This is a genomic window from Pseudoruegeria aquimaris, assembly GCF_900172235.1.
Lineage (GTDB): Bacteria > Pseudomonadota > Alphaproteobacteria > Rhodobacterales > Rhodobacteraceae > Pseudoruegeria > Pseudoruegeria aquimaris.
The window spans coordinates 1-20145 of the sequence record NZ_FWFQ01000013.1; the positions used below are offsets into that span (position 1 = coordinate 1).

The window sequence follows — 20145 nt, forward strand, 5'->3', positions numbered from 1 at the left end:
AACGTCCGCGTGGTCAGGACCGTCGACCGAGACCTCTACCGCGAACGCAACAAGGTCGAACGGTTCTTCAATCGTCTCAAACACTTCCGCGGCATCGCAACGCGATACTTCAAAACCGCAGCAAACTTCCTCGCCGCACTTCACCTCGCTTGCTCAAGGCTCTGGATCAGACATTATGAGTCCACGACCTAGGCCTCAAGCCGCCGCAGAACCTCGGGAATGGCCTCGGGCAGATCCTCGGCGATCAGCCCGGGCCCGAAGGCCCGCGCCGCTTCCACATGCAGGTAGGCCGCCGTCTGCGCCGCCTCGAAGGCCGGCGCGCCGCGGGCCATGAGCCCGGCGATCAGCCCGGCCAGAACGTCCCCCGCCCCCGCCGTCGCCAGCCAGGGCGCCGCCCGCTCGTAGGCCGCCCCATGCAGCGCGCAGCGGCCATCCGGCGCCGCGATCGCCGTATCCGCCCCCTTCAACAGCACGGTGCAGCCCGCCCGCGCGGCCGCCGCCTGCACCGCGTCCAGCTTCGAAAAGGCCGGCCCGGCATCGGGCGTGCCCGCCAGCCGCTCGGCGAGATCGGGAAACAGCCGCGCGAATTCGCCGCCGTGGGGCGTCAGCACGCAGAGCGGATGCAACCGCCCCAACAGCGCCTCGGGCGCCTCCGCGAAAGCCGAAAGCGCATCGGCATCCAGCACGGTTGCGCGCGCACGCACCGCCGGCCCCAGCACGGTGTCCACATACGCGCGCGCCCGCGCCTGCCCCAGCCCCGGGCCGAGACAGAGCACATTGAGCCGCGCATCCTCCAGCAGCCGCGCCAGCGCACCTCCATCCTCAACGCCATTCAGCATGATCGCCGTCAACTGCGCCGCGCATTCCGCCACGGCCTCCGGCGGCGCCGCGACGCTCACCAGCCCCGCCCCCACCCGCAGCGCCGCACGCGCCGCCAGCCGGGCGGCGCCGGTCCTGCCGCGGCCACCCGCACAGACGAGCACATGGCCGTGGGAATACTTGTGCCCCGACTGTCCGAATGGATCTCCCTTGCCCAGGCGCCAGGCCGGCGCCGACACCAGGGCCGCGGCGTCCGGCACGCCGCCTTCCGGCAGCCCGATGTCCACCAGCCGCAAGCTCCCGCAATGGAACGGCCCCTCCGCCAGGAAATGCCCCCGCTTGAAGCGGTGGAAACTCACCGTCAGATCCGCCCAGAGCCCGTCACCGGCCAGCATCCGCCCGCTGTCGCTGCACAGGCCCGAGGGCAGGTCCACGGCCACGATGCGCGGCCGCGCCGGCTCACCGCGCAGATCCCACTCCGGCAGCATCCGCCCGAACCCGGCCTCGAACGACAGGCCGCGCGTCAGCCCGGTGCCGAAGAGCGCATCCACGATCAGCGCGTAGCCCCAAGGGTCGAACCCCGCCTCCGGCCCCGGCCAGGGCCGCACTTCGCTCATCCCGCACCAGCGGTCATGGTTCACCCGCGCATCCGGCGGCAGGCGCTCGGGCGCGCCGAAAAGAAACACCTCCACCGCCCAGCCGCGCTGCCGCAGCAGCCGCGCCACCACGAAACCGTCACCGCCGTTGTTGCCGGGCCCGCAGAGCACCGCAGCGCGCTTCCTCTCGCCCGAAATACCTCGGGGGGAGTCCGCAGGACGGGGGGCAGAGCCCCCCTCGCCCGCCAGGTCGGGCCATTCCGCCTCGATCGCGGCCACCACGCCTTCCCCGGCGCGCTCCATCAGTTCGAGCCCGGTGGCCTCACCGGCGGCGATCGCGGCGGATTCCGCGGCGCGCATTTGGGCAGCTGTCAAAAGTTCAGTCATTCCTGAAAGCCAAAAGTTTTCATTTTGCACATTTTCGCGCCATCATGCACAAATGTGATGCGCCCCTTTCGGATTCCCCCGGCAGCCCCGCACCCCGGCACCCTACCCAATTGTGCCCGCCGAGTGAACGCATATGAAAGTGGCCGGACAGGTTTTCATATCGAGATTCCCAGGGAGAACGGGCCATGAAAAAGATCGAAGCGATTATCAAGCCCTTCAAGCTCGACGAGGTGAAGGAAGCGCTTCAGGAGATTGGCGTGCAGGGCCTTTCCGTCGTCGAGGTGAAGGGCTTCGGTCGCCAGAAGGGCCACACGGAACTCTACCGCGGCGCGGAATATGTCGTCGATTTTCTGCCGAAGGTGAAAATCGAGGTCGTGCTTGCCGACGACCAGGTCGATGGGGCCATCGAGGCCATCATCGGAGCCGCCAAGACCGACAAGATCGGCGATGGCAAAATCTTCGTGTCCACCGTCGAACAGGCCATCCGGATCCGGACTGGCGAATCCGGCGAAGACGCGCTGTAACACCGGTGCCCTTCACTGACTGAAGGCGCCTGAACCCACACCCACACCACAATCTGAAGGGAAGAGAAGGTCACATGAGCATCGCTGACGTTCTGAACATGATCAAGGAAGAGGGCGCCGAGTACGTCGACATCCGCTTCACGGACCCGCGCGGCAAACTGCAACACGTCACCGTGATGGCCGACCAGGTGGACGAAGACTTTCTCGAAGAAGGCTTCATGTTCGATGGTTCCTCCATCGCCGGCTGGAAATCCATCGACCAGTCCGACATGAAGCTGATGCCGGACACCGAGTCCGCCTACGTGGATCCGTTCTACGCCGAGAAGACGATCGCCATCCACTGCTCCGTCGTCGAGCCCGACACCGGCGAAGCCTACGACCGCGACCCGCGCGGCACCGCCCAGAAGGCCGAGGCCTACCTGAAGTCCTCCGGCATCGGTGACGCCGCCTACTTCGGCCCGGAAGCCGAGTTCTTCCTCTTCGACGACGTGAAATTCTCCGTCGAGATGAACAAGGTCTCCTACGAGGTGGACGCCATCGACGGCGCCTGGAACACCGACACCGACTACGAGATGGGCAACATGGGCCACCGTCCGGGCATCAAGGGCGGCTACTTCCCCGTGAACCCGATCGACGACGGCCAGGACATCCGCTCCGAGATGCTCTCCACCATGAAGCGCATCGGCATGAAGGTCGACAAGCACCACCACGAAGTGGCCTCCTGCCAGCACGAACTGGGCCTGATCTTCGGCACGCTCACCAAGCAGGCCGACGACCTCCAGAAATACAAATACGTGATCCACAACGTGGCCCACGCCTACGGCAAATCCGCCACCTTCATGCCCAAGCCGATCGCCGGCGACAACGGCACCGGCATGCACGTGAACATGTCGATCTGGAAAGACGGCAAGCCGCTCTTCGCGGGCGACAAATACGCCGATCTCTCCGATGAGGCCCTGTGGTTCATCGGCGGCATCCTGAAGCACGCGAAAACGCTGAACGCCTTCACCAACCCGTCCACCAACTCCTACAAGCGCCTGATCCCCGGCTTCGAAGCCCCGGTTCTGCGCGCCTACTCCGCCCGCAACCGCTCCGGCTGCGTGCGGATCCCGTGGGCCGAATCCCCGAAAGCCAAGCGCGTCGAAGCCCGCTTCCCGGATCCCTCCGCGAACCCCTACCTCTGCTTCGCCGCCCTGCTGATGGCCGGCCTCGACGGCATCAAGAACAAGATCGATCCGGGCGAAGCCTCCGACAAGGATCTCTACGATCTGCCGAAGGAAGAGCTCGAAGGCATCCCCACGGTCTGCGCCTCGCTGCGTGAAGCCCTTGAAAGCCTGGAAGCCGACCACGACTTCCTGCTGGCCGGCGACGTCTTCACCAAAGACCAGATCCAGGGCTACCTCGATCTGAAATGGGAAGAGGTCTACGCCTACGAGCACACGCCGCACCCGGTGGAATTCAAGATGTACTACAGCTGCTAATAGCTGGGACAGTGAAGAGAAAGGGCGCCTTCGGGCGCCCTTTTGCTTTTGGAGTCAGCGCTTTGCGCGTGAATGTTCAGGTGCCGCGCCCTTTCACATGCCTGCAGGCGGCACGGCGCCTGCCCCGGCGAACACCACCTCCGCCTGCGCCACCGTCAGCCTCTCGCGCGGCAGAACGTAGGTGTGGATCGAGAAGACGACCGCCCGCGTCCGCGGCAGGCGCAGCAGGCACTGGCGCTCGCTGCGCAGGTAGGGAAAGCTCGGATGGCTGTCGCGGTGGGGCTCGCCCTCGGAGCGCGGTGCATGAAGCTCGGGGCTCCGGTAGAACAGCAGGTTGTGGCGGCAGAGCGGCTGCTCGGGGCGGATCGCCTCGAACATCCGCTGCACGCGCCTGGCCAGCATCGCGTCGTAATCCTGCACCGGCCCGTGGATCGCCGTCAGCGGGCGGCCGATCTTCTCCGAGAGCGTCCAGCTGGCCGGGAAACACAGGATGGCCGCCGTCATCACGTGCTCATCCGCGCCTTCGGGCTTCTGCAGGATCACGAAATCCTCCTGCACGAGACGCCCCAACATCTTGAGCGGCGCCTCCGGCGTGGGCGCGACGATGGCGCCATCCGGGCGCCGGATCGCCCCGCCCGCAAGCGGCGTGAAGCCCGGCGCCGGCAGGTGCCCGTCACGGATGAAGGCCAGCAGTTCGTCGCAGGGCCCGGCGGCCTCGGGCAGCATCGCGTGCACCGCGCCTTCCCGCTCCGCCAGAAGCGCATCGCGCCGGGCCATCTGGCCGCTGTAGGCCTCGTCCCGCTGCAACCAGTCCGCCAGCGCCATCGGGCGCACACCGGGCAGCTTCCGGCCGAGGCGCAGCTCGCGCGGGGTGAACGGAAGGCGGCTCTGGAGCGGGGGTGTCATGGCGTTCCTGGCGGTGGCTGCCTCCCTGTCTAGCGCCCGCCCCGCGCGGTGCAAAGGCCGAAAAACGACACATCCCCCCCGCATGGCCCGTCGCTTTCAGGCAGGACGCCCCGCCCCGCGCCCCGTCATCGTGGACGGCAGGGAGGCCCGCGCCATGAACGATCACTACCGCGACATCCGAAAGATCGATCCGAGCCGGGGCGCCACCCTCGGAGACGGCACGCCCAACGATGCAGACCGCATCGAGATCGGCCCCACCCGGCTGGCCTTCAGCGAATGGGCCGCGGCGGGGCTGGAGCTGCCCGATCTGGCCGAGATGCGCCGCTTCCGCTGGGCGCGGCTGACCCGGCACGTGGTGGAGCGCGACTACGGCGGCCTGCTGATGTTCGATCCGCTCAACATCCGTTACGCCACCGACAGCACCAACATGCAGCTCTGGAACACCCACAACCCGTTCCGCGCGGTGCTGCTCTGCGCCGACGGCTACATGGTGATCTGGGATTACAAGAACGCCCCCTTCCTTTCGGGCTTCAACCCGCTGGTGCGCGAGGCCCGCTCCGGCGCCGATCTCTTCTATTTCGACCGGGGCGACAGGATCGACATCGCCGCCGACGTGTTCTCCAACGAGGTGCGCCTGCTGATCGAAGCCCACGGCGGCGGCAACATGCGGCTGGCGGTGGACAAGCCAATGATCCACGGGCTGCGGGCGCTGGAAGCGCAGGGCTTCACGGTGATGCCCGGCGAGGAAGTCACCGAGAAATCCCGCAGCATCAAGGGGCCCGAGGAAATCCGCGCCATGCGCTGTGCCTCCCACGCCTGCGAAATCGCGGTGGCCGAGATGGAGGCCGCCTGCGCTCCGGGCCTGAGCGAAGACGAGGTCTGGGCGGTGCTGCACGCCGAGAACATCAAGCGCGGCGGCGAATGGATCGAGACGCGGCTGCTGGCCTCCGGCCCGCGCACGAACCCCTGGTTCCAGGAATGCGGCCCCCGCGTGATCCGCAACAACGAGATCGTCGCCTTCGACACCGATCTCATCGGCAGCTACGGCATCTGCGTGGACATCTCGCGCACCTGGTGGGTGGGCGATCGCGCCCCCCGGCCCGACATGATCGCCGCCATGCAGCACGCCCATGAGCACATCATGACCAACATGGAGATGCTCGCCCCCGGCGTGGCCATGCGCGATCTCACCTTCAACAGCCACCGGCTGGCCCCGGAGTACCAGAAGCAGAAATACGGCTGCCTGATGCACGGCGTCGGCCTTTGCGACGAGTGGCCTCTCATCGCCTACCCCGACAAGTTCGTGGAAGGCGCCTTCGACTACCAGCTCGAGCCGGGGATGGTGCTCTGCGTGGAAGCGCTGGTGAGCCCGGAGGGCGGCGATTTCTCGATCAAGCTGGAAGACCAGGTGCTCATCACCGAGACCGGCTACGAGAACCTCACCCGCTACCCCTTCGATCAACGCCTGATGGGGCTCTGAATACCCCTACTGCCGTCACGCTCCCTCACCAAGCCGTGAGGGCCGGGCCGGATCCCTTGAGAAAGCCGCGCGCGCGGCCCACTCTCTCTGGGAACCGCAAGCAAAGGCAGGATCAGAGCGATGCCGATGGAGAAGATCACCTTTCCGGGCCATTCCGGCGCGCCGCTCGCGGCCCGGCTGGATCTGCCCGACGGGCCGCATCTGGCCACGGCCATCTTTGCCCATTGCTTCACCTGCACAAAAGACATCACCGCCGCCCGGCGCATCGCGGGGCGTCTTGCCGCCATGGGCATCGCCGTTCTGCGCTTCGATTTCACCGGGCTGGGCCATTCCGAAGGCGAGTTCGCCAATACGAGCTTCACCTCCAATGCCGCCGATCTCGCCGCCGCGGCGCGCTACCTGAAGGGGCGCGGCATGGCGCCGGCCATGCTGGTCGGCCATTCGCTGGGCGGCGCGGCGGTGCTGCGCGCGGCCGCCGACATCAAGGCCGAAACCAGCGCGCTCCGGGCCGTGGTGACGCTGGGCGCCCCGTTCGATCCGGCCCACGTCACCCATATGTTCGGCGACGCGCTGGAGGAGATCCGCAGCAAGGGCAAGGCCGAGGTGACGCTCGCCGGGCGCCCCTTCACCATCGGCCGGGATTTCCTGGAAGACGTGAGCGAAGCCGATCTCAAGGCCCGCATCGGCCACCTCGGCGCGGCACTCCTGGTTCTGCACGCCCCGCGGGACGCCACCGTCGGCATCGAGAACGCCGCCCTGATCTTCGATGCCGCCCGCCACCCCAAGAGCTTCGTCACCCTGGATGACGCCGACCACCTGGTCACCCGCCCCGAAGACGCCGAATACGCCGCCGAGGTGATCGCCGCCTGGGCCGGGCGCTACCTCGATCTGCGCCCCCCGGCCCCGCCCATCGGCGCCCCGGAAGGCGTCGTGCGCGTGGCCGAGGCCGATCCAGACGGTTTCCTGCAGGATGTGAACGCCGGCCCCTACCACCACGCGCTCGCCGATGAGCCGCTGGCCTACGGCGGCACCAATCGGGGCATGTCGCCCTACGGCTTCCTCTCCGCCGGCCTCGGCGCCTGCACCTCGATGACGATCCGCATGTATGCCCGGCGCAAGGGCTGGCCGCTTTCCCACGTCCGGGTGGATGTCACGCACGACAAGGTCCACGCGCAGGATGCCGAAGGGGCGGGCACCAACCAGAAGATCGACAGCTTCCGCCGCGAGATCCACCTCGACGGCCCCCTGACGGACGAGCAGCGCCAGCGGCTGCTGGAAATCGCCGACAGATGCCCCGTGCACAAGACCCTCGAAAGCAGCGCCCGCATCGTCACCACGCTGGCAGCCTAGCACGCCGGTGCCGGGCGGCGGGCGGCGGGCGGCAGGCGCTACTCCGGGTAGCCCAACGCCGCCAGCAGGTCAGGGTCCACCTGCGCCTGCACATGCGCGCGCAGGGCTTCGGGCAGGCTGTCCCACGGTGAGCTCGCGAGGTATCGGGCGCGGTAGTCTTTCAGGCTGTGCTTCTCCGCCTTGGCGGAGGCCTCCGGCGGGGTCAGCGCGCCCACCGCGATGCCGAGCTGCTCGCAGGCCGCGCCCATGGTGGCCTCGAAATCGGCCAGCAGGGCTTCGTAGCACAGGATCTCGGCATGGGGCGCCGCCTCGCGGAAGGCGAGGTAGCTGCGCATCTTGCGCGCCCAGAGATCGAGCGGAGACGGCAGGATGACCGGTGCAAGCTGATCGCGCGCGACGGGCAGCCAGGGGCTGCCCAAGAAGGCCTCGAGGCTCGGGCGCGCCGGCAGCAGATCGTGGTAGGGGTTGCGAAACAGCGAGGCGAGGAAATGCGCGGGGTGCTTGACCACGATCACGAAGGCACAGGACGCCGCGCGCGCATCGCCCTGCAGGGCCCTGGGGCGCAGGGCCTGGTGCTTCCAGCCCATGAAGGCGCGCCCGTGCTGCCGGAACAGCTTGTCGAACATGGCTTCGCGAGCGAAGGGCTGCGCCGCCTCCGGCAGGCGCTCGATCTGGGCGAAGGCTTCCGGCGCCATATGCGCCATCAGGAAGCCTCGGTGGTGCAGCAGCTCGGCGGCCGATTGCGCCAGGAAGAAATCCTCAAGCCAGTTGGTGCCGCAGTTGCGCTCCCCGCAGACCTTGATGAACTCCGCCCGGCCCGGCCCCATGCGCGGCGCCCTATTCGTTCATCAGCACGGCGGAAACCGGCGCCAGCGCCACCGAGGAGGACCGGTCGTCCAGCACCCATTCCACCAGCGCCTTGATGGTGTCGGCGCGGGTGTGCCCCACCATGACGACCTCCCCCTCCTGCGCGGCCTTGAAGGCGGCGCGGTTGAGATAGCGCTTCATGGTGGAGATCGACTGTCCGTCGCCGTCGAAGGTGCGGAAGACGAGTGCTGCCGGAACACCCTGGCGCTCGGCGATCTGCTGGGCGGCGTTCAGGCCGCGCGGGCTGCTGAGCACGCCCATGCCGTTGCCGCGCGCGATGGCCACCAGCTGCTGGATCAGGGCGCGATCCGCCATCGCGCCGTTGGCCCCGGTGTCGAAGACGGCCACGGCCTCGGGCACAGCCTGGCGGTAGGCCTCCATCGCCACTTCCACCTCGGACGGGTCGGTGCCGGCGGCGAACTCCGTGAGCATCACCACCTCGAAGCCGGCGGCGCGGTAGTCATAGGCGGCGGCGGCGGCGTCCGGGCGGCGCGGATCGATGGCGAAGGCCAGCGGCAGCGGGAAGCCGGCGAAGGCCTGCGGATCCACCGCGCCGCTGCCGTCGTCGATCAGCACCACCGACATGCGCGGCAGCGTGGGATCGTCTTCGAAGGGCTCGGCGAAGGCCTTGAGCGCGGGCAGGCTTTCGCCCGCCGGGGCGGCCTGCGCCGCGACGCCCTCGGCAGCCTCGCCGGCGGCCCCTTGCGCGGCCCCGGCTTCGGGCTGCCCGGCGCGGCTGATCGTGGGCAGGCGGTTGGTGCGCACCTGCGGCGCGAGGTTGCCGATGTCCTCGACCGGAACGCGGATCGGCGCATCGGCCGCATCGCCCGGCGCCTCGGGCGCCTGCGGCGCGACGGGCAGGCGCGGGCTGCTGCCGCCGCCAAGGGGCGCGGCCGGGCGGCCGGGCATGGCCGATGGCGTGGGGCGGTCGAGCACGGCGACGTCCTCCGGGCGGCTTTCCCCTGCCTCGGCGGTCGGTGTCAGTTCGGGGCCGGCACCGGCCTGCGGAGCCTGCGCCTGCGCGCCCGGATCGCCCTCGGGCAGCGCATCGGGCGCTGCGGCGCCGGGCGCGGTTTCGGGGGCTTCGGGAGCGGCGGCGAGCGCCGGTGCATCGGTGGCCTCCTGCGGGGCCTCGGGCGCATCCGCCGTAGCCTCATCTTCGGACGGGGCCTGCGGGGCGGCGGCGCCCCCCTGGGGTTGCGGTGCCTGCGGGGCCTCGGCGCTCAGGGGCATGTCCAGCGGCGTATCGGCGGCCGGCACGGAAGGCAGCGGGCCTTCCTTCGGCGCAGTGGTGCCGTCGGCGGCGGCCGAGGGCGCGGCGGGCGCGGGCTCGCCCTCGCTGCCTTCGGGCACGGAGAGCGCCACCTCGGGTTCGGCCAGATCGGGGCGCGCGAGGGGTTCGGTGGTGCCTGCCCCGAGCGCCGGCGTTTCCGGCGCGCCCGTTGCCGGTGCGGCCGGGGCCCCGGCCTTGGGCGCCTGCGCGGAACCGGTGGCCTGCCCGCCCGGCGCACCCTGCACGTCAGCCACGGCCTCGGCGCCGCTTTCCGGCGCGCTCACCTCGCCGGCGGGCCGTTCGATCGCCCCGACGGGCGCGTTCGGCGTGCTCAGCAAGCGCACGTCGCTCAACACGAGGAAGAAGCCGGCGATCACCGCCGACACCACGACGCCCCAGAACACGCCTTCCAGCAATCCGCGCAGCACCCGAGCCTCCGTTATCTTATTGCCTGCATTCAAAAGGATGTTGCCGGTTCGGGCCTTGACCCTCCCGCATCACTCTGAGCATGTATAACCGCAGAAATTCCCGGGTTCACCCCCATTTGACGAAAGCGCCGACATGCTGCTCCTGATCGACAATTACGACAGCTTTACCTACAACCTCGTCCATTACCTGGGCGAGTTGGGCGCGGACGTGGTGGTGAAGCGCAACGATGCGCTGAACGTGCAGGAGGCCATGGCCCTGAAGCCCGAGGCGATTCTGCTTTCGCCCGGCCCCTGCGATCCGGCCCAGGCCGGGATCTGCCTCGCCCTCACCGCCGCCGCCGCCGAAACGAGAACGCCGCTGATGGGGGTCTGCCTCGGGCACCAGACCATCGGCGAGGCCTTCGGCGGCAAGGTCGTGCGCTGCCACGAGATCGTGCACGGCAAGATGGGCACGATGCACCATGACGGCACCGGCGTCTTCACCGGCCTGCCCTCGCCCTTCGAGGCCACGCGCTACCACTCGCTGGTGGTGGAGCGCGAGAGCCTGCCGGACTGCCTGGAGGTGAACGCCTGGCTCCAGGACGGCACCATCATGGGCCTGCGCCACAAGGAGCTTCCGATCCACGGCGTGCAGTTCCACCCCGAAAGCATCCGCAGCGAACACGGCCATGCCCTGCTGCGCAACTTCCTGAACTCGGTGAAAGTCCCCGCATGAGCGACGCCCTCAAACCGCTGATCGGAGCCGCGGCCGATCGCCCCCTGACCCGTGCCGAGGCCGAAACGGCCTTCCAGATCCTGTTCGAGGGCGAGGCCACGCCCAGCCAGATCGGCGGCCTGCTGATGGCGCTGCGCACGCGCGGCGAAACGGTGGAGGAATATGCCGCCGCCGCCGCGGTGATGCGCGCCAAGTGCAACGCGGTGAAGGCGCCGGAGGGCGCGATGGACATCGTGGGCACCGGCGGCGACGGCAAGGGCACGCTCAACATCTCCACCGCCACCGCATTCGTGGTGGCCGGCGCGGGCGTGACCGTGGCCAAGCACGGCAACCGCAACCTCTCTTCGAAGTCCGGCGCGGCGGATGCGCTCACCCAGATGGGCATCAACGTGATGGTGGGCCCGGCCGTGGTGGAACGCGCGATCAACGAGGTTGGCATCGGCTTCATGATGGCGCCGATGCACCACCCGGCGATCGCCCACGTGATGCCGACCCGGCAGGAGCTCGGCACCCGCACGATCTTCAACATCCTCGGCCCCCTCACCAACCCGGCCGGCGTGAAGCGCCAACTGACCGGCGCGTTCTCGCGGGCGCTGATCCGCCCGATGGCTGAAACGCTTCTGCAGCTCGGCTCCGAGGCCGCCTGGCTGGTGCATGGCTCCGACGGCACCGACGAGCTGGCGATTTCCGGGGTGAGCTGGGTCAGCGCCATCGAGAACGGCGCGGTGCGCGATTTCGAGATCGCGCCCGAGGACGCCGGCCTGCCCGAGCACCCCTTCGAGGAGATCCTCGGCGGCAGCCCCGAGCACAACGCCCGCGCCTTCGCCGCCCTTCTGGACGGGGAGAAAAGCGCCTACCGCGATGCCGTCCTGCTGAATGCCGCGGCCGCGCTCACCGTGGCGGGCCGCGCGAACTCTCTCACCGAAGGTGTTGAAATGGCACGTGAAAGCATCGATGCCGGCCGCGCCAAACAGAAAATCGCCACCCTGGCCAAACTGACATCGGAGGCCGCGTGACATGGCGACCGTTCTGGACAAGATCAAAGCTTACAAGCTGGAAGAAATCGCCGAGCGCAAAGCCAGGCGCAGCCTGAGCGACGTTGAGGCCATGGCGCGCTCCGCACCGCCCGTGCGCGGCTTCGCCGATGCGCTGCTGCGTGATGCCAACGGCGGCTACGGGCTGATCGCGGAAGTGAAGAAGGCCAGCCCCTCCAAGGGGTTGATCCGCGCCGATTTCGATCCGCCCGCGCTGGCCAGGGCCTACGAGGAAGGCGGCGCCTCCTGCCTGTCCGTGCTCACCGACACCCCCTCCTTCCAGGGCGCCGACGAGTATCTCACCGCCGCGCGCGAGGCCACGAAGCTGCCCGCCCTGCGCAAGGATTTCATGTATGACGTCTACCAGGTGGCCGAGGCGCGCGCGCTGCATGCCGATTGCATCCTGATCATCATGGCAAGCGTTTCAGACGCGCAGGCGCAGGAACTGGAGGCCGCGGCCTTCGAATGGGGCATGGACGTGCTGATCGAGGTCCATGACGAAGAGGAACTCGAACGCGCTTCGGCCCTGAAATCGCGCCTGATGGGCATCAACAACCGCAACCTCAAGACCTTCGAAACCTCGCTGGACACCACCCGGCGGCTGGCCAAGCTGGTGCCGATGGATCGCACCATCGTGGCCGAAAGCGGGCTGTCCACCCCGGCCGATCTCGCCGAACTGGCCCGCTACGGCGCGCGCTGCTTCCTGATCGGCGAAAGCCTGATGCGGCAGGAGGACGTGGCCCAGGCCACGCGGGATCTGCTGGCCAACCCGCTCGTCGCCGGGGGCATGTGATGGCGGAAGGCGCCAAGCTCACCCATTTCGACGGCAAGGGCGATGCCCATATGGTCGATGTCTCGGGCAAACCGGTGACCGCGCGCATCGCCGTGGCCACTGGGGCGGTGAAGATGCAGCCCGAAACGCTGGCGATGATCACGGAGGGCCGCGCCAAGAAGGGCGACGTGCTCGGCGTGGCGCGGCTCGCGGGCATCATGGGCGCCAAGAAGACCGCCGACCTGATCCCGCTCTGCCACCCGCTCCCGATCACCAAGGTCGCGCTGGAACTGACCCCGGATGCCAGCCTTCCCGGCGTGCGCATCGAGGCCACGGTGAAGACCGGCGGCCAGACGGGCGTGGAGATGGAGGCGCTCACCGCCGTCTCCACCGCCGCGCTCACGCTCTATGACATGGTGAAGGCCGTAGAAAAGAGCATGGAAATCACCGACATCCGGCTGAAGCTGAAGGACGGCGGCAAATCCGGGCGCTACGAGGCCTGAGATGATCACCGTCGAGGAGGCCCTAACCCATGTGCTGGCCCTCGTCGCGCCGCTCGAGGCAGAACCCGCGCCGCTGATCCAGGCCGCCGGCCGCGTGCTGGCCGCCCCCGTCGTGGCACGGCGTGATCAGCCCCCCTTCCCCTCCTCCGCGATGGACGGCTACGCGGTCTCCGCCGCGCAGGTCGCGCCCGGCGATCGCTTCACCGTGATCGGCGAAAGCGCGGCCGGACACCGCTTCGCCGGCCGGCTCGGCCCCGGCGAGGCGGTGCGCATCTTCACCGGCGCGCCGGTGCCAGAGGGCGGGCGGCGCATCCTCATCCAGGAAGACGTGCAGCGCGAAGGCGACGTCATCACCGTGGGCGCGCGGCCCGATGCCGCCGCCTACATCCGCCCGGCCGGCGGCGATTTCGCCGTGGGCCATGCGCTGGAGGCCCCCCGCGTGCTCTCGCCCACCGATCTTTCCCTGATCGCGGCGATGAACTGCCCCGTGGTGCAGGTCACCCGCCGCCCCGTCGTGGCGCTGATCGCCACCGGCGACGAACTGGTGATGCCCGGCGAAACGCCCTCGCCCGACCAGATCATCGCCTCCAACAGTTTCGCCCTGAAGGCGCTGTTCGAGGCCCACGGCGCCGAGGTCCGCCTGCTGCCCATCGCGCGGGACACGCGGGAGTCCCTCACCACCGTCTTCGGCCTCACCGAGGGGTCCGATCTGATCGTGACGACCGGCGGCGCCTCGGTGGGCGATCACGATCTCGTCGGGGAGGTCGCCGCGACCCTCGGCATGGAGCGGGCCTTCTACAAGGTGGCGATGCGGCCCGGAAAGCCGCTGATGGCCGGGCGCATGGGCGATGCCGCCATGGTCGGGCTGCCGGGCAACCCGGTCTCCTCCATCGTCTGCGCGCGGATCTTCGTCGTGCCCATGCTGCGCCGGATGCTCGGGCTGCCCCACGGCCCCGTGCCGCGCAAACACGCACGGCTCGCCGTGGACATCGGCGCCAACGGCCCGCGCGAACATTACATGCGCGCGCGTATCGAAGACGGGCGCATCACCCCCTTCGCCCGGCAGGACTCCTCCCTCCTGACCATCCTGGCCTCCGCCAACTGCCTGATGGTGCGCGCACCCCATGATCCGCCCCGCGAAGCCGGCGCCGACGTCGCCTATATTCCCTTCGGCGCCAGCGATTGACACAAAACAGGAACAAGGGTAGAACATGTATCGAACGCGTCTTGCAGGCGTGGGGTATCCGTAGCGCACGCCGTCCTTCGCCGGCGGCAGGCGGGCCGGCCCGAGGGCGCCCCACGCGCCCGGCAGGGCACGTCGGATCAAGAGCGCACCGCACCGGAGGAGCGAGCACATGTTGACGAAGAAGCAGCTCGAACTGCTTGAATTCATTCACTCCCGCGTCCAGAAAGACGGCGTGCCGCCCTCTTTCGACGAGATGAAGGAGGCGCTGAACCTGCGCTCCAAATCGGGCATCCATCGGCTCATCACGGCGCTGGAGGAGCGCGGTTTCATCCGCCGGCTGGCGCACAAGGCCCGCGCGCTGGAGATCGTGAAGCTCCCCGAAGCCATGGAACAGAAAGGCTTTTCCCCCCGCGTGGTGGAAGGCGGCGCCTCCGCGCGCAGCGCGCAGCCGGCCGCCAGCCAGCCGGTGAGCAGCGCCGAGGTGATCGATCTGCCGATGATGGGCCGCATCGCCGCCGGTACCCCGATCGAGGCGATCAGCCAGCCCGAGCACCACGTCTCGGTGCCCGGCCAGATGCTCTCCGGCAAGGGCGCGCACTACGCGCTTGAAGTCAAAGGGGATTCCATGATCGAGGCCGGGATCAACGATGGCGACATCGTGGTGATCCGCGAAACCTCGTCGGCCGAGAACGGCGATATCGTGGTGGCGCTGGTGGAAGGCTATGAAGCCACGCTCAAGCGCTTCCGCCGCCGCGGCAACATGATCGCGCTGGAGGCCGCGAACCCGGCCTATGAAACCCGCGTTCTGCCCGAGGGGCAGGTGCGCGTGCAGGGCCGCCTCGTCGGGCTGATCCGCACCTACTGAGGGTCCTGCCTTCAGGGGGCGCTCTTGCCCCCGCCCTGCCAGGGCCGGCTTTCGCCGGGCCCGTAGGTGGGTGTCACCCGCCAATCCCACGGACTCGCACCGTCCGGGCCGCGCAAGGCCAGCGCGCCGCTGCGGCGCAGATCCGACAGATCGGTCAGGCGGCACGGCCCCGCGCCCGCGCGCTGCTCCGGGCTGAGCACCTGGGCCACGATCACCCAATCGCCCCTTGCACAGCTTTGCGGCAGCGCCGCGATCGCCCGTTTGCCCGAAATCGGCAGGAAACGGGTACCGCCGGCCCGCAACGCCCCATCGGCATCGGACTGCCCCCGCGCCGCCGCTTCGGCCTGCGTCGCGCCGTCACCATCGTTTTCAAGCCAGCTCTCCGCCACGAACCCCGCCCCGCGCGGCTTGTTCAGCGCCCGCCCCTGTGGCCCGAGAATGCCGATCAACCGGCCATCATCCGCGATCAGCACCTCGGGGCGGTCCGCGGCGGCCCAGGCCACGATGGCCAGAGCCGCCGGCAGGACGCCCAGCCAGCGCGCCCGGCCCTGCCAGAGGATCACGAAGAGGGCGGCCACGGCGAAGACCGGCAGCACGCCCGGCGGCGGCGCCTGCACCAGCCGCACGGCACCGGGCCAGGCCGCCACCGTCTCCGCCACCAGCAGGATCCAGCGCGCCCCGAGCGCCATGATCCACATTCCCACGGCCGCGCCCCCGATCGGCGCCAGCACCGCCGTCAGCACCGCTCCGGGCATCACCACGAGCCCCATGACCGGCACCGCCAGCAGGTTGGCGATCAACCCGTAGTCGGCGATCCGGTTGAAATGCGCCGCCGCGAACGGCGCGGTCGCAAGGCCCGCCACCAGCGAAGAAACGAAAAGCGCCATCGCTCCCCGCGCAAGCCCATGGGCAGGCCAGACGGGCGCATCGCGCAGCGCCGCAAAGACGGCGACGAGCGCCGTCGTCGCCGCGAAGGACATCTGGAACCCGGGCTCGGCCAGGGTGTCGGGGCGCAGCAGGAGCAGGATCAGCGCCGCCACCGCCACCGCGCGCAGGGTGATCGCGCGCCGATCCAGCAGAACCGCCCCGAGCATCACCGCGACCATCACGAAGGCCCGCTGCGTGGCGATGCTGCCCCCGGACAGCGCGAGGTAGACCGCCCCGGCGGCGAGCGCGGCGCAGGCGGCGATCTTGCGCGTGGGCAGCCTGAGCGCCAGGGCGGGCCAGAGGCTCAGCACCGTCCAGACCGAGGCGAAGACGACTCCCGTCAGCATTCCCATGTGCAGCCCGGAAATGGCCAAAAGGTGCGCGAGGTTGGAGCGCCGCAGCGCCTCCTGCGCCTCCGGCGAGATGTGGCTCCTGTCGCCCGTCAGCACCGCGGCGGCGAAGGCGCCCCCATCGCCGGGGCTGACCGCCACCGCAGCCGCGCCGATGGCCGCCCGCAGACGTTGCAGCTTCAGCCAGGGGCCCGGCGGCGGATCCTCCAGCCGCAACACCGGGCTGCGGGTGTAGCCCACCGCCCCGAGGCCGGCGAAATAGGCCTTCCGTCTGAAATCGAACCCGCCGGGCTCCACCGGGCCGGAGGGCGGGGCGAGGTGGCCCGTGAGCATCACCACGCGCCCCGGCACGAGGCGCGTGAACCCCTGCCGCCCGTGCAGCGAGATCCGCACCCGGCGCGGCGTGGTTTCGGGCGCGCGGCGGGCCAGGCGCACCCTGTCGAGCGTGATGCGGGGCACCTCGCTCCGGGAGCGGTCCACCGCGATGATGCGCCCCGTGATCGGGCCGTAGTAGCGGAAGCCCAGCACCGGCGCCTCGACGCTGCGCGCCCTCAGGCTGCCTGCCACCACCCCCACCAGCAGCAGCGCCAGCAGGCAGAGCACGGGCGCGGCCCGGGGCCGCATCAGCGCGCAGGCGAACAGGCCCAGGGCAAGCGCGGCGAGGCCGGCGACGGCACCGGCACCCGGCTCTTTGACCAGCGCGAAATAGGCCCCGATCCCGGCCGCCAGCCACAGTGGCGCCCAATCGAAAGCCTGGGCGCGCTGTGCGGCCAGCGCCGCCGTGAGCCAGGGCAGGCGCGGCACTTGTCCTCCCTTTCCGGCGCCTCTAAAACACCGGCAACAGTGCTACCCCATTCACGGTTTCCGAAAGGTTAACTCCGCTATGTCCGAGCGCCCGGTCGTCACCCGCTTCGCCCCCTCGCCCACGGGCTACCTCCACATCGGCGGCGCCCGCACGGCGCTGTTCAACTGGCTCTACGCCCGCGGCCGCGGCGGCAAGTTCCTGCTGCGCATCGAAGACACCGACCGCGCGCGCTCCACCCCCGAGGCCACCGCGGCGATCCTGCGCGGCATGGCCTGGCTGGGGCTGGATCACGACGGCGAGGCGGTGAGCCAGTTCGCCCGCGTCGAGCGTCACGCGGAGGTCGCCCGCGAGATGCTGGCCAAGGGGCACGCCTACAAGTGCTTCGCCACGCAGGAGGAAATCGCCGCCTTCCGCGAGGCCGCCCGCGCCGAAGGGCGCTCCACGCTGTTCCAGAGCCCCTGGCGCGACGCCGATCCCGCCACCCATCCGGATGCGCCCTACGTGATCCGCCTGCGCGCCCCGCGCGAGGGCGAAACCGTGATCCGGGACGAAGTGCAGGGCACCGTCACCTTCCGCAACAGCCAGCTCGACGACATGATCCTGCTGCGCTCCGACGGCACCCCCACCTACATGCTGGCGGTGGTGGTGGACGATCACGACATGGGCGTGACCCATGTGATCCGCGGCGACGATCACCTCAACAACGCCGCCCGCCAGAGCCAGATCTACGCCGCCATGGGCTGGGATCTGCCGGTCTACGCCCACATCCCGCTGATTCACGGCCCCGACGGCAAGAAGCTCTCCAAGCGCCACGGCGCGCTCGGGGTGGAGGAATACCAGGCCATGGGCTACCCCGCCGACGGGATGCGCAACTACCTGACGCGCCTGGGCTGGAGCCACGGCGACGACGAGTTCTTCACCACCGCCCAGGCGCTGGAGTGGTTCGACCTCTCCGGAATCGGCAAATCCCCCGCCCGGCTGGACTTCAAGAAGCTGGAGAATCTCTGCGGCCAGCACATCGCCGCCACCGAGGATGCTGCGCTGCTGCAAGAACTGGAGGCCTTCCTCGCCGCAACTGGCCGTCCGGCCCTCACCGAAGCCCAGCGTGACGGGATGACGCGCGGCATGTACTGCCTCAAGGAACGCGCGAAGACATTCCCTGAATTGCTTGAAAAAGCTGCCTTTATCCTGAACGAGCGCCCCATTGCTCCGGATGAGAAGGCCGCGAAGGCACTGGATACGGTATCCCGTGGTATACTGAGCGAATTGACGCCGCAGCTGCAAAATGCTAGCTGGGAGCGCAACACGTTGGAGGAGCTGATGGGCGCCTTTGCCGAAGCCCGAGGGACGAAGTTCGGCAAGCTGGCAGCCCCTTTGCGGGCCGCGCTTGCGGGCCGCGCAACCACCCCCAGCGTTTTCGACATGATGCTCGTTCTGGGCCGCGAGGAATCCGTGGCCCGCATCGAGGACGCCGCACAGGGATAAGGGCGCGCAGCAGGCCTGCCGCGCCCTCCTCCCAAAGAAGCCTGGCCACCGCGGCGCCCGCCGCAGGGGGCCCCTTGCCAAGAGGGTAAAGAATGTCTGACACAAACAAGACTGCGACGCTGAGCTTCGGCGACAAGACGCTGGAGCTCCCGATCCTCAGCCCCACTGCCGGGCCCGACGTGATCGACATCCGCCGTCTTTACGCCGATGGCGGCGTGTTCACCTACGATCCGGGGTTCACCTCCACCGCCTCCTGCGAATCCACCATCACCTTCATCGACGGCGAAAAAGGCGAACTGCTGCACCGCGGCTACCCGATCGACCAGCTCGCCGGGAAATCCCACTTCCTCGAAGTCTGCTACCTGCTGCTCTACGGCGAACTGCCCTCCGCCGCCCAGCTTGAGGATTTCGAAAGCCGTGTGACCAACCACACGATGATCCACGAGCAGATGGCCAACTTCTTCCGCGGCTTCCGCCGCGATGCCCACCCGATGGCGATCATGGTCGGCGTCGTGGGCGCGATGAGCGCCTTCTACCACGATTCCACCGACATCTCCGATCCGTGGCAGCGCGAAGTGGCCTCGATCCGAATGATCGCGAAGATGCCCACGATCGCGGCCATGGCCTACAAATACACCATCGGCCAGCCCTTCGTTTATCCGCGCAACGATCTGGACTACGCCTCCAACTTCCTGCGCATGTGCTTCGCGGTGCCGGCCGAGGACTACGAGGTCAACCCGATCCTGAGCCGCGCGATGGACCGGATCTTCACCCTGCACGCCGACCACGAGCAGAATGCCTCCACCTCCACGGTGCGCCTGGCCTCCTCCTCCGGCGCCAACCCCTTCGCCTGCATCGCCGCCGGCATCGCCTGCCTCTGGGGGCCCGCCCACGGCGGCGCCAACCAGGCCTGCCTCGAAATGCTGCGCGAAATCGGCTCGGTGGATCGCATCCCGGAGTTCATCGCCCGCGCCAAGGACAAGAACGATCCCTTCCGCCTGATGGGCTTCGGCCACCGCGTCTACAAGAACTTCGACCCGCGCGCGAAGGTCATGAAGCAGAGCGCCGACGAAGTGCTCGAACTGCTCGGCGTGGAAAACAACCCGATCCTGCAGGTCGCCAAGGAACTGGAAGCCGCCGCTCTCGCCGATCCCTACTTCGCCGAGAAGAAGCTCTTCCCGAACGTCGATTTCTACTCCGGCATCATCCTCGAAGCCATGGGCTTCCCGACCGAGATGTTCACCCCCATCTTCGCGCTCTCGCGCACCGTGGGCTGGATCTCGCAGTGGAAAGAGCAAATCTCCGATCCGGGCATGAAGATCGGCCGCCCGCGCCAGCTCTACACCGGCGCCGGCCTGCGCGACTACGTCAACGTGGAAGACCGCTGAGCGG

Annotated in this window: 18 protein-coding genes; 13 read left to right on the top strand and 5 right to left on the bottom strand. The window is 69.0% G+C overall.

Annotation, left to right across the window (positions count from 1 at the left end; all coding sequences use genetic code 11):
• The coding region (locus PSA7680_RS10075) for a transposase (protein WP_217808310.1) at positions 1-192 on the top strand (192 nt) is incomplete at its 5' end.
• Here the strand turns inward: PSA7680_RS10075 and PSA7680_RS10080 are convergent.
• Positions 189-1802, bottom strand: coding sequence for an NAD(P)H-hydrate dehydratase (locus PSA7680_RS10080; protein ID WP_085868589.1), 1614 nt, complete (start codon positions 1800-1802; stop codon positions 189-191). The two genes, PSA7680_RS10075 and PSA7680_RS10080, sit on opposite strands and share 4 nt — an antisense overlap.
• A gap of 185 nt (positions 1803-1987) precedes the next feature.
• Here PSA7680_RS10080 and PSA7680_RS10085 point away from each other — a divergent pair, with 185 nt between their 5' ends.
• The gene (locus PSA7680_RS10085; RefSeq protein WP_085868590.1) at positions 1988-2326 is read left to right on the top strand and encodes a P-II family nitrogen regulator; all 339 of its coding nucleotides are present in this window, start codon (positions 1988-1990) and stop codon (positions 2324-2326) included.
• 74 nt (positions 2327-2400) lie between these two features.
• Positions 2401-3807, top strand: a complete 1407-nt coding sequence (glnA, locus tag PSA7680_RS10090; RefSeq protein ID WP_085868591.1) for a type I glutamate--ammonia ligase — start codon at positions 2401-2403, stop codon at positions 3805-3807.
• A 93-nt stretch (positions 3808-3900) separates the two neighbouring features.
• Here the strand turns inward: glnA and PSA7680_RS10095 are convergent, their stop codons facing one another.
• The gene (locus tag PSA7680_RS10095; protein WP_085868592.1) at positions 3901-4713 is read right to left on the bottom strand and encodes a heme-dependent oxidative N-demethylase family protein; all 813 of its coding nucleotides are present in this window, start codon (positions 4711-4713) and stop codon (positions 3901-3903) included.
• Positions 4714-4867: 154 nt separating this feature from the next.
• On the opposite strand from PSA7680_RS10095, the gene dddP reads away from it, so the two are divergent.
• Both dddP and PSA7680_RS10105 read left to right on the top strand, forming a co-directional pair.
• Positions 4868-6193: a dimethylsulfonioproprionate lyase DddP gene (gene dddP, locus PSA7680_RS10100; RefSeq protein WP_085868593.1), complete on the top strand. Its 1326-nt coding sequence runs from the start codon at positions 4868-4870 to the stop codon at positions 6191-6193.
• 120 nt (positions 6194-6313) lie between these two features.
• Positions 6314-7543 carry a bifunctional alpha/beta hydrolase/OsmC family protein gene (locus PSA7680_RS10105; RefSeq protein ID WP_085868594.1) on the top strand — a complete coding sequence of 410 codons (1230 nt, stop codon included), beginning with the start codon at positions 6314-6316 and terminating at the stop codon, positions 7541-7543.
• A gap of 38 nt (positions 7544-7581) precedes the next feature.
• Here the strand turns inward: PSA7680_RS10105 and PSA7680_RS10110 are convergent, their stop codons facing one another.
• Together PSA7680_RS10110 and PSA7680_RS10115 are read right to left on the bottom strand one after the other, a co-directional pair.
• The gene (locus tag PSA7680_RS10110; RefSeq protein WP_085868595.1) at positions 7582-8370 is read right to left on the bottom strand and encodes a sulfotransferase family protein; all 789 of its coding nucleotides are present in this window, start codon (positions 8368-8370) and stop codon (positions 7582-7584) included.
• A gap of 10 nt (positions 8371-8380) precedes the next feature.
• Complete coding sequence (locus tag PSA7680_RS10115; protein WP_139838611.1) at positions 8381-10111, bottom strand: divergent polysaccharide deacetylase family protein; 1731 nt, start codon at positions 10109-10111, stop codon at positions 8381-8383.
• A gap of 133 nt (positions 10112-10244) precedes the next feature.
• Here PSA7680_RS10115 and PSA7680_RS10120 point away from each other — a divergent pair, with 133 nt between their 5' ends.
• From PSA7680_RS10120 to lexA, 6 genes are all read left to right on the top strand, one after another.
• Positions 10245-10826, top strand: a complete 582-nt coding sequence (locus PSA7680_RS10120; RefSeq protein ID WP_085868597.1) for an aminodeoxychorismate/anthranilate synthase component II — start codon at positions 10245-10247, stop codon at positions 10824-10826.
• Entirely contained in the window at positions 10823-11842 is a 1020-nt protein-coding gene (trpD, locus tag PSA7680_RS10125) for an anthranilate phosphoribosyltransferase (RefSeq protein WP_085868598.1), read from the top strand. The genes PSA7680_RS10120 and trpD overlap by 4 nt, the downstream gene beginning before the upstream one ends.
• A 1-nt stretch (position 11843) precedes the next feature.
• Positions 11844-12653, top strand: coding sequence for an indole-3-glycerol phosphate synthase TrpC (gene trpC, locus PSA7680_RS10130; protein ID WP_085868599.1), 810 nt, complete (start codon positions 11844-11846; stop codon positions 12651-12653).
• Positions 12653-13135: a cyclic pyranopterin monophosphate synthase MoaC gene (gene moaC, locus PSA7680_RS10135; RefSeq protein WP_085868600.1), complete on the top strand. Its 483-nt coding sequence runs from the start codon at positions 12653-12655 to the stop codon at positions 13133-13135. Before trpC ends, moaC begins: the two co-directional genes overlap by 1 nt.
• Position 13136: 1 nt before the next feature.
• A complete protein-coding gene (locus tag PSA7680_RS10140) occupies positions 13137-14321 on the top strand; it encodes a molybdopterin molybdotransferase MoeA (RefSeq protein ID WP_085868601.1) in 1185 nt (394 codons plus the stop codon).
• 169 nt (positions 14322-14490) lie between these two features.
• Positions 14491-15186 carry a transcriptional repressor LexA gene (gene lexA / locus PSA7680_RS10145; protein WP_085868602.1) on the top strand — a complete coding sequence of 232 codons (696 nt, stop codon included), beginning with the start codon at positions 14491-14493 and terminating at the stop codon, positions 15184-15186.
• Positions 15187-15197: 11 nt separating this feature from the next.
• Here the strand turns inward: lexA and PSA7680_RS10150 are convergent, their stop codons facing one another.
• Positions 15198-17267 (bottom strand): ComEC/Rec2 family competence protein, encoded by a 2070-nt coding sequence (locus tag PSA7680_RS10150; protein WP_139838612.1) that lies wholly within the window; start codon positions 17265-17267, stop codon positions 15198-15200.
• Positions 17268-17346: 79 nt separating this feature from the next.
• On the opposite strand from PSA7680_RS10150, the gene gltX reads away from it, so the two are divergent.
• Both gltX and gltA read left to right on the top strand, forming a co-directional pair.
• The gene (gene gltX, locus PSA7680_RS10155) at positions 17347-18753 is read left to right on the top strand and encodes a glutamate--tRNA ligase (RefSeq protein ID WP_085868603.1); all 1407 of its coding nucleotides are present in this window, start codon (positions 17347-17349) and stop codon (positions 18751-18753) included.
• 92 nt (positions 18754-18845) lie between these two features.
• Positions 18846-20141, top strand: a complete 1296-nt coding sequence (gltA, locus tag PSA7680_RS10160) for a citrate synthase (RefSeq protein ID WP_085868604.1) — start codon at positions 18846-18848, stop codon at positions 20139-20141.
• Positions 20142-20145: the final 4 nt, after the last annotated feature.

Coding starts and splice junctions, on each gene's coding strand:
- lexA (WP_085868602.1), top strand. CDS start 14,491: ATGTTGACGAAGAAGCAGCTCGAACTGCTTGAATTCATTCACTCCCGC.
- gltA (WP_085868604.1), top strand. CDS start 18,846: ATGTCTGACACAAACAAGACTGCGACGCTGAGCTTCGGCGACAAGACG.
- gltX (WP_085868603.1), top strand. CDS start 17,347: ATGTCCGAGCGCCCGGTCGTCACCCGCTTCGCCCCCTCGCCCACGGGC.
- glnA (WP_085868591.1), top strand. CDS start 2,401: ATGAGCATCGCTGACGTTCTGAACATGATCAAGGAAGAGGGCGCCGAG.
- PSA7680_RS10080 (WP_085868589.1), bottom strand. CDS start 1,802: ATGACTGAACTTTTGACAGCTGCCCAAATGCGCGCCGCGGAATCCGCC.
- trpC (WP_085868599.1), top strand. CDS start 11,844: ATGGCGACCGTTCTGGACAAGATCAAAGCTTACAAGCTGGAAGAAATC.
- PSA7680_RS10120 (WP_085868597.1), top strand. CDS start 10,245: ATGCTGCTCCTGATCGACAATTACGACAGCTTTACCTACAACCTCGTC.
- moaC (WP_085868600.1), top strand. CDS start 12,653: ATGGCGGAAGGCGCCAAGCTCACCCATTTCGACGGCAAGGGCGATGCC.
- trpD (WP_085868598.1), top strand. CDS start 10,823: ATGAGCGACGCCCTCAAACCGCTGATCGGAGCCGCGGCCGATCGCCCC.
- PSA7680_RS10085 (WP_085868590.1), top strand. CDS start 1,988: ATGAAAAAGATCGAAGCGATTATCAAGCCCTTCAAGCTCGACGAGGTG.
- PSA7680_RS10105 (WP_085868594.1), top strand. CDS start 6,314: ATGCCGATGGAGAAGATCACCTTTCCGGGCCATTCCGGCGCGCCGCTC.
- PSA7680_RS10095 (WP_085868592.1), bottom strand. CDS start 4,713: ATGACACCCCCGCTCCAGAGCCGCCTTCCGTTCACCCCGCGCGAGCTG.
- dddP (WP_085868593.1), top strand. CDS start 4,868: ATGAACGATCACTACCGCGACATCCGAAAGATCGATCCGAGCCGGGGC.
- PSA7680_RS10110 (WP_085868595.1), bottom strand. CDS start 8,370: ATGGGGCCGGGCCGGGCGGAGTTCATCAAGGTCTGCGGGGAGCGCAAC.
- PSA7680_RS10140 (WP_085868601.1), top strand. CDS start 13,137: ATGATCACCGTCGAGGAGGCCCTAACCCATGTGCTGGCCCTCGTCGCG.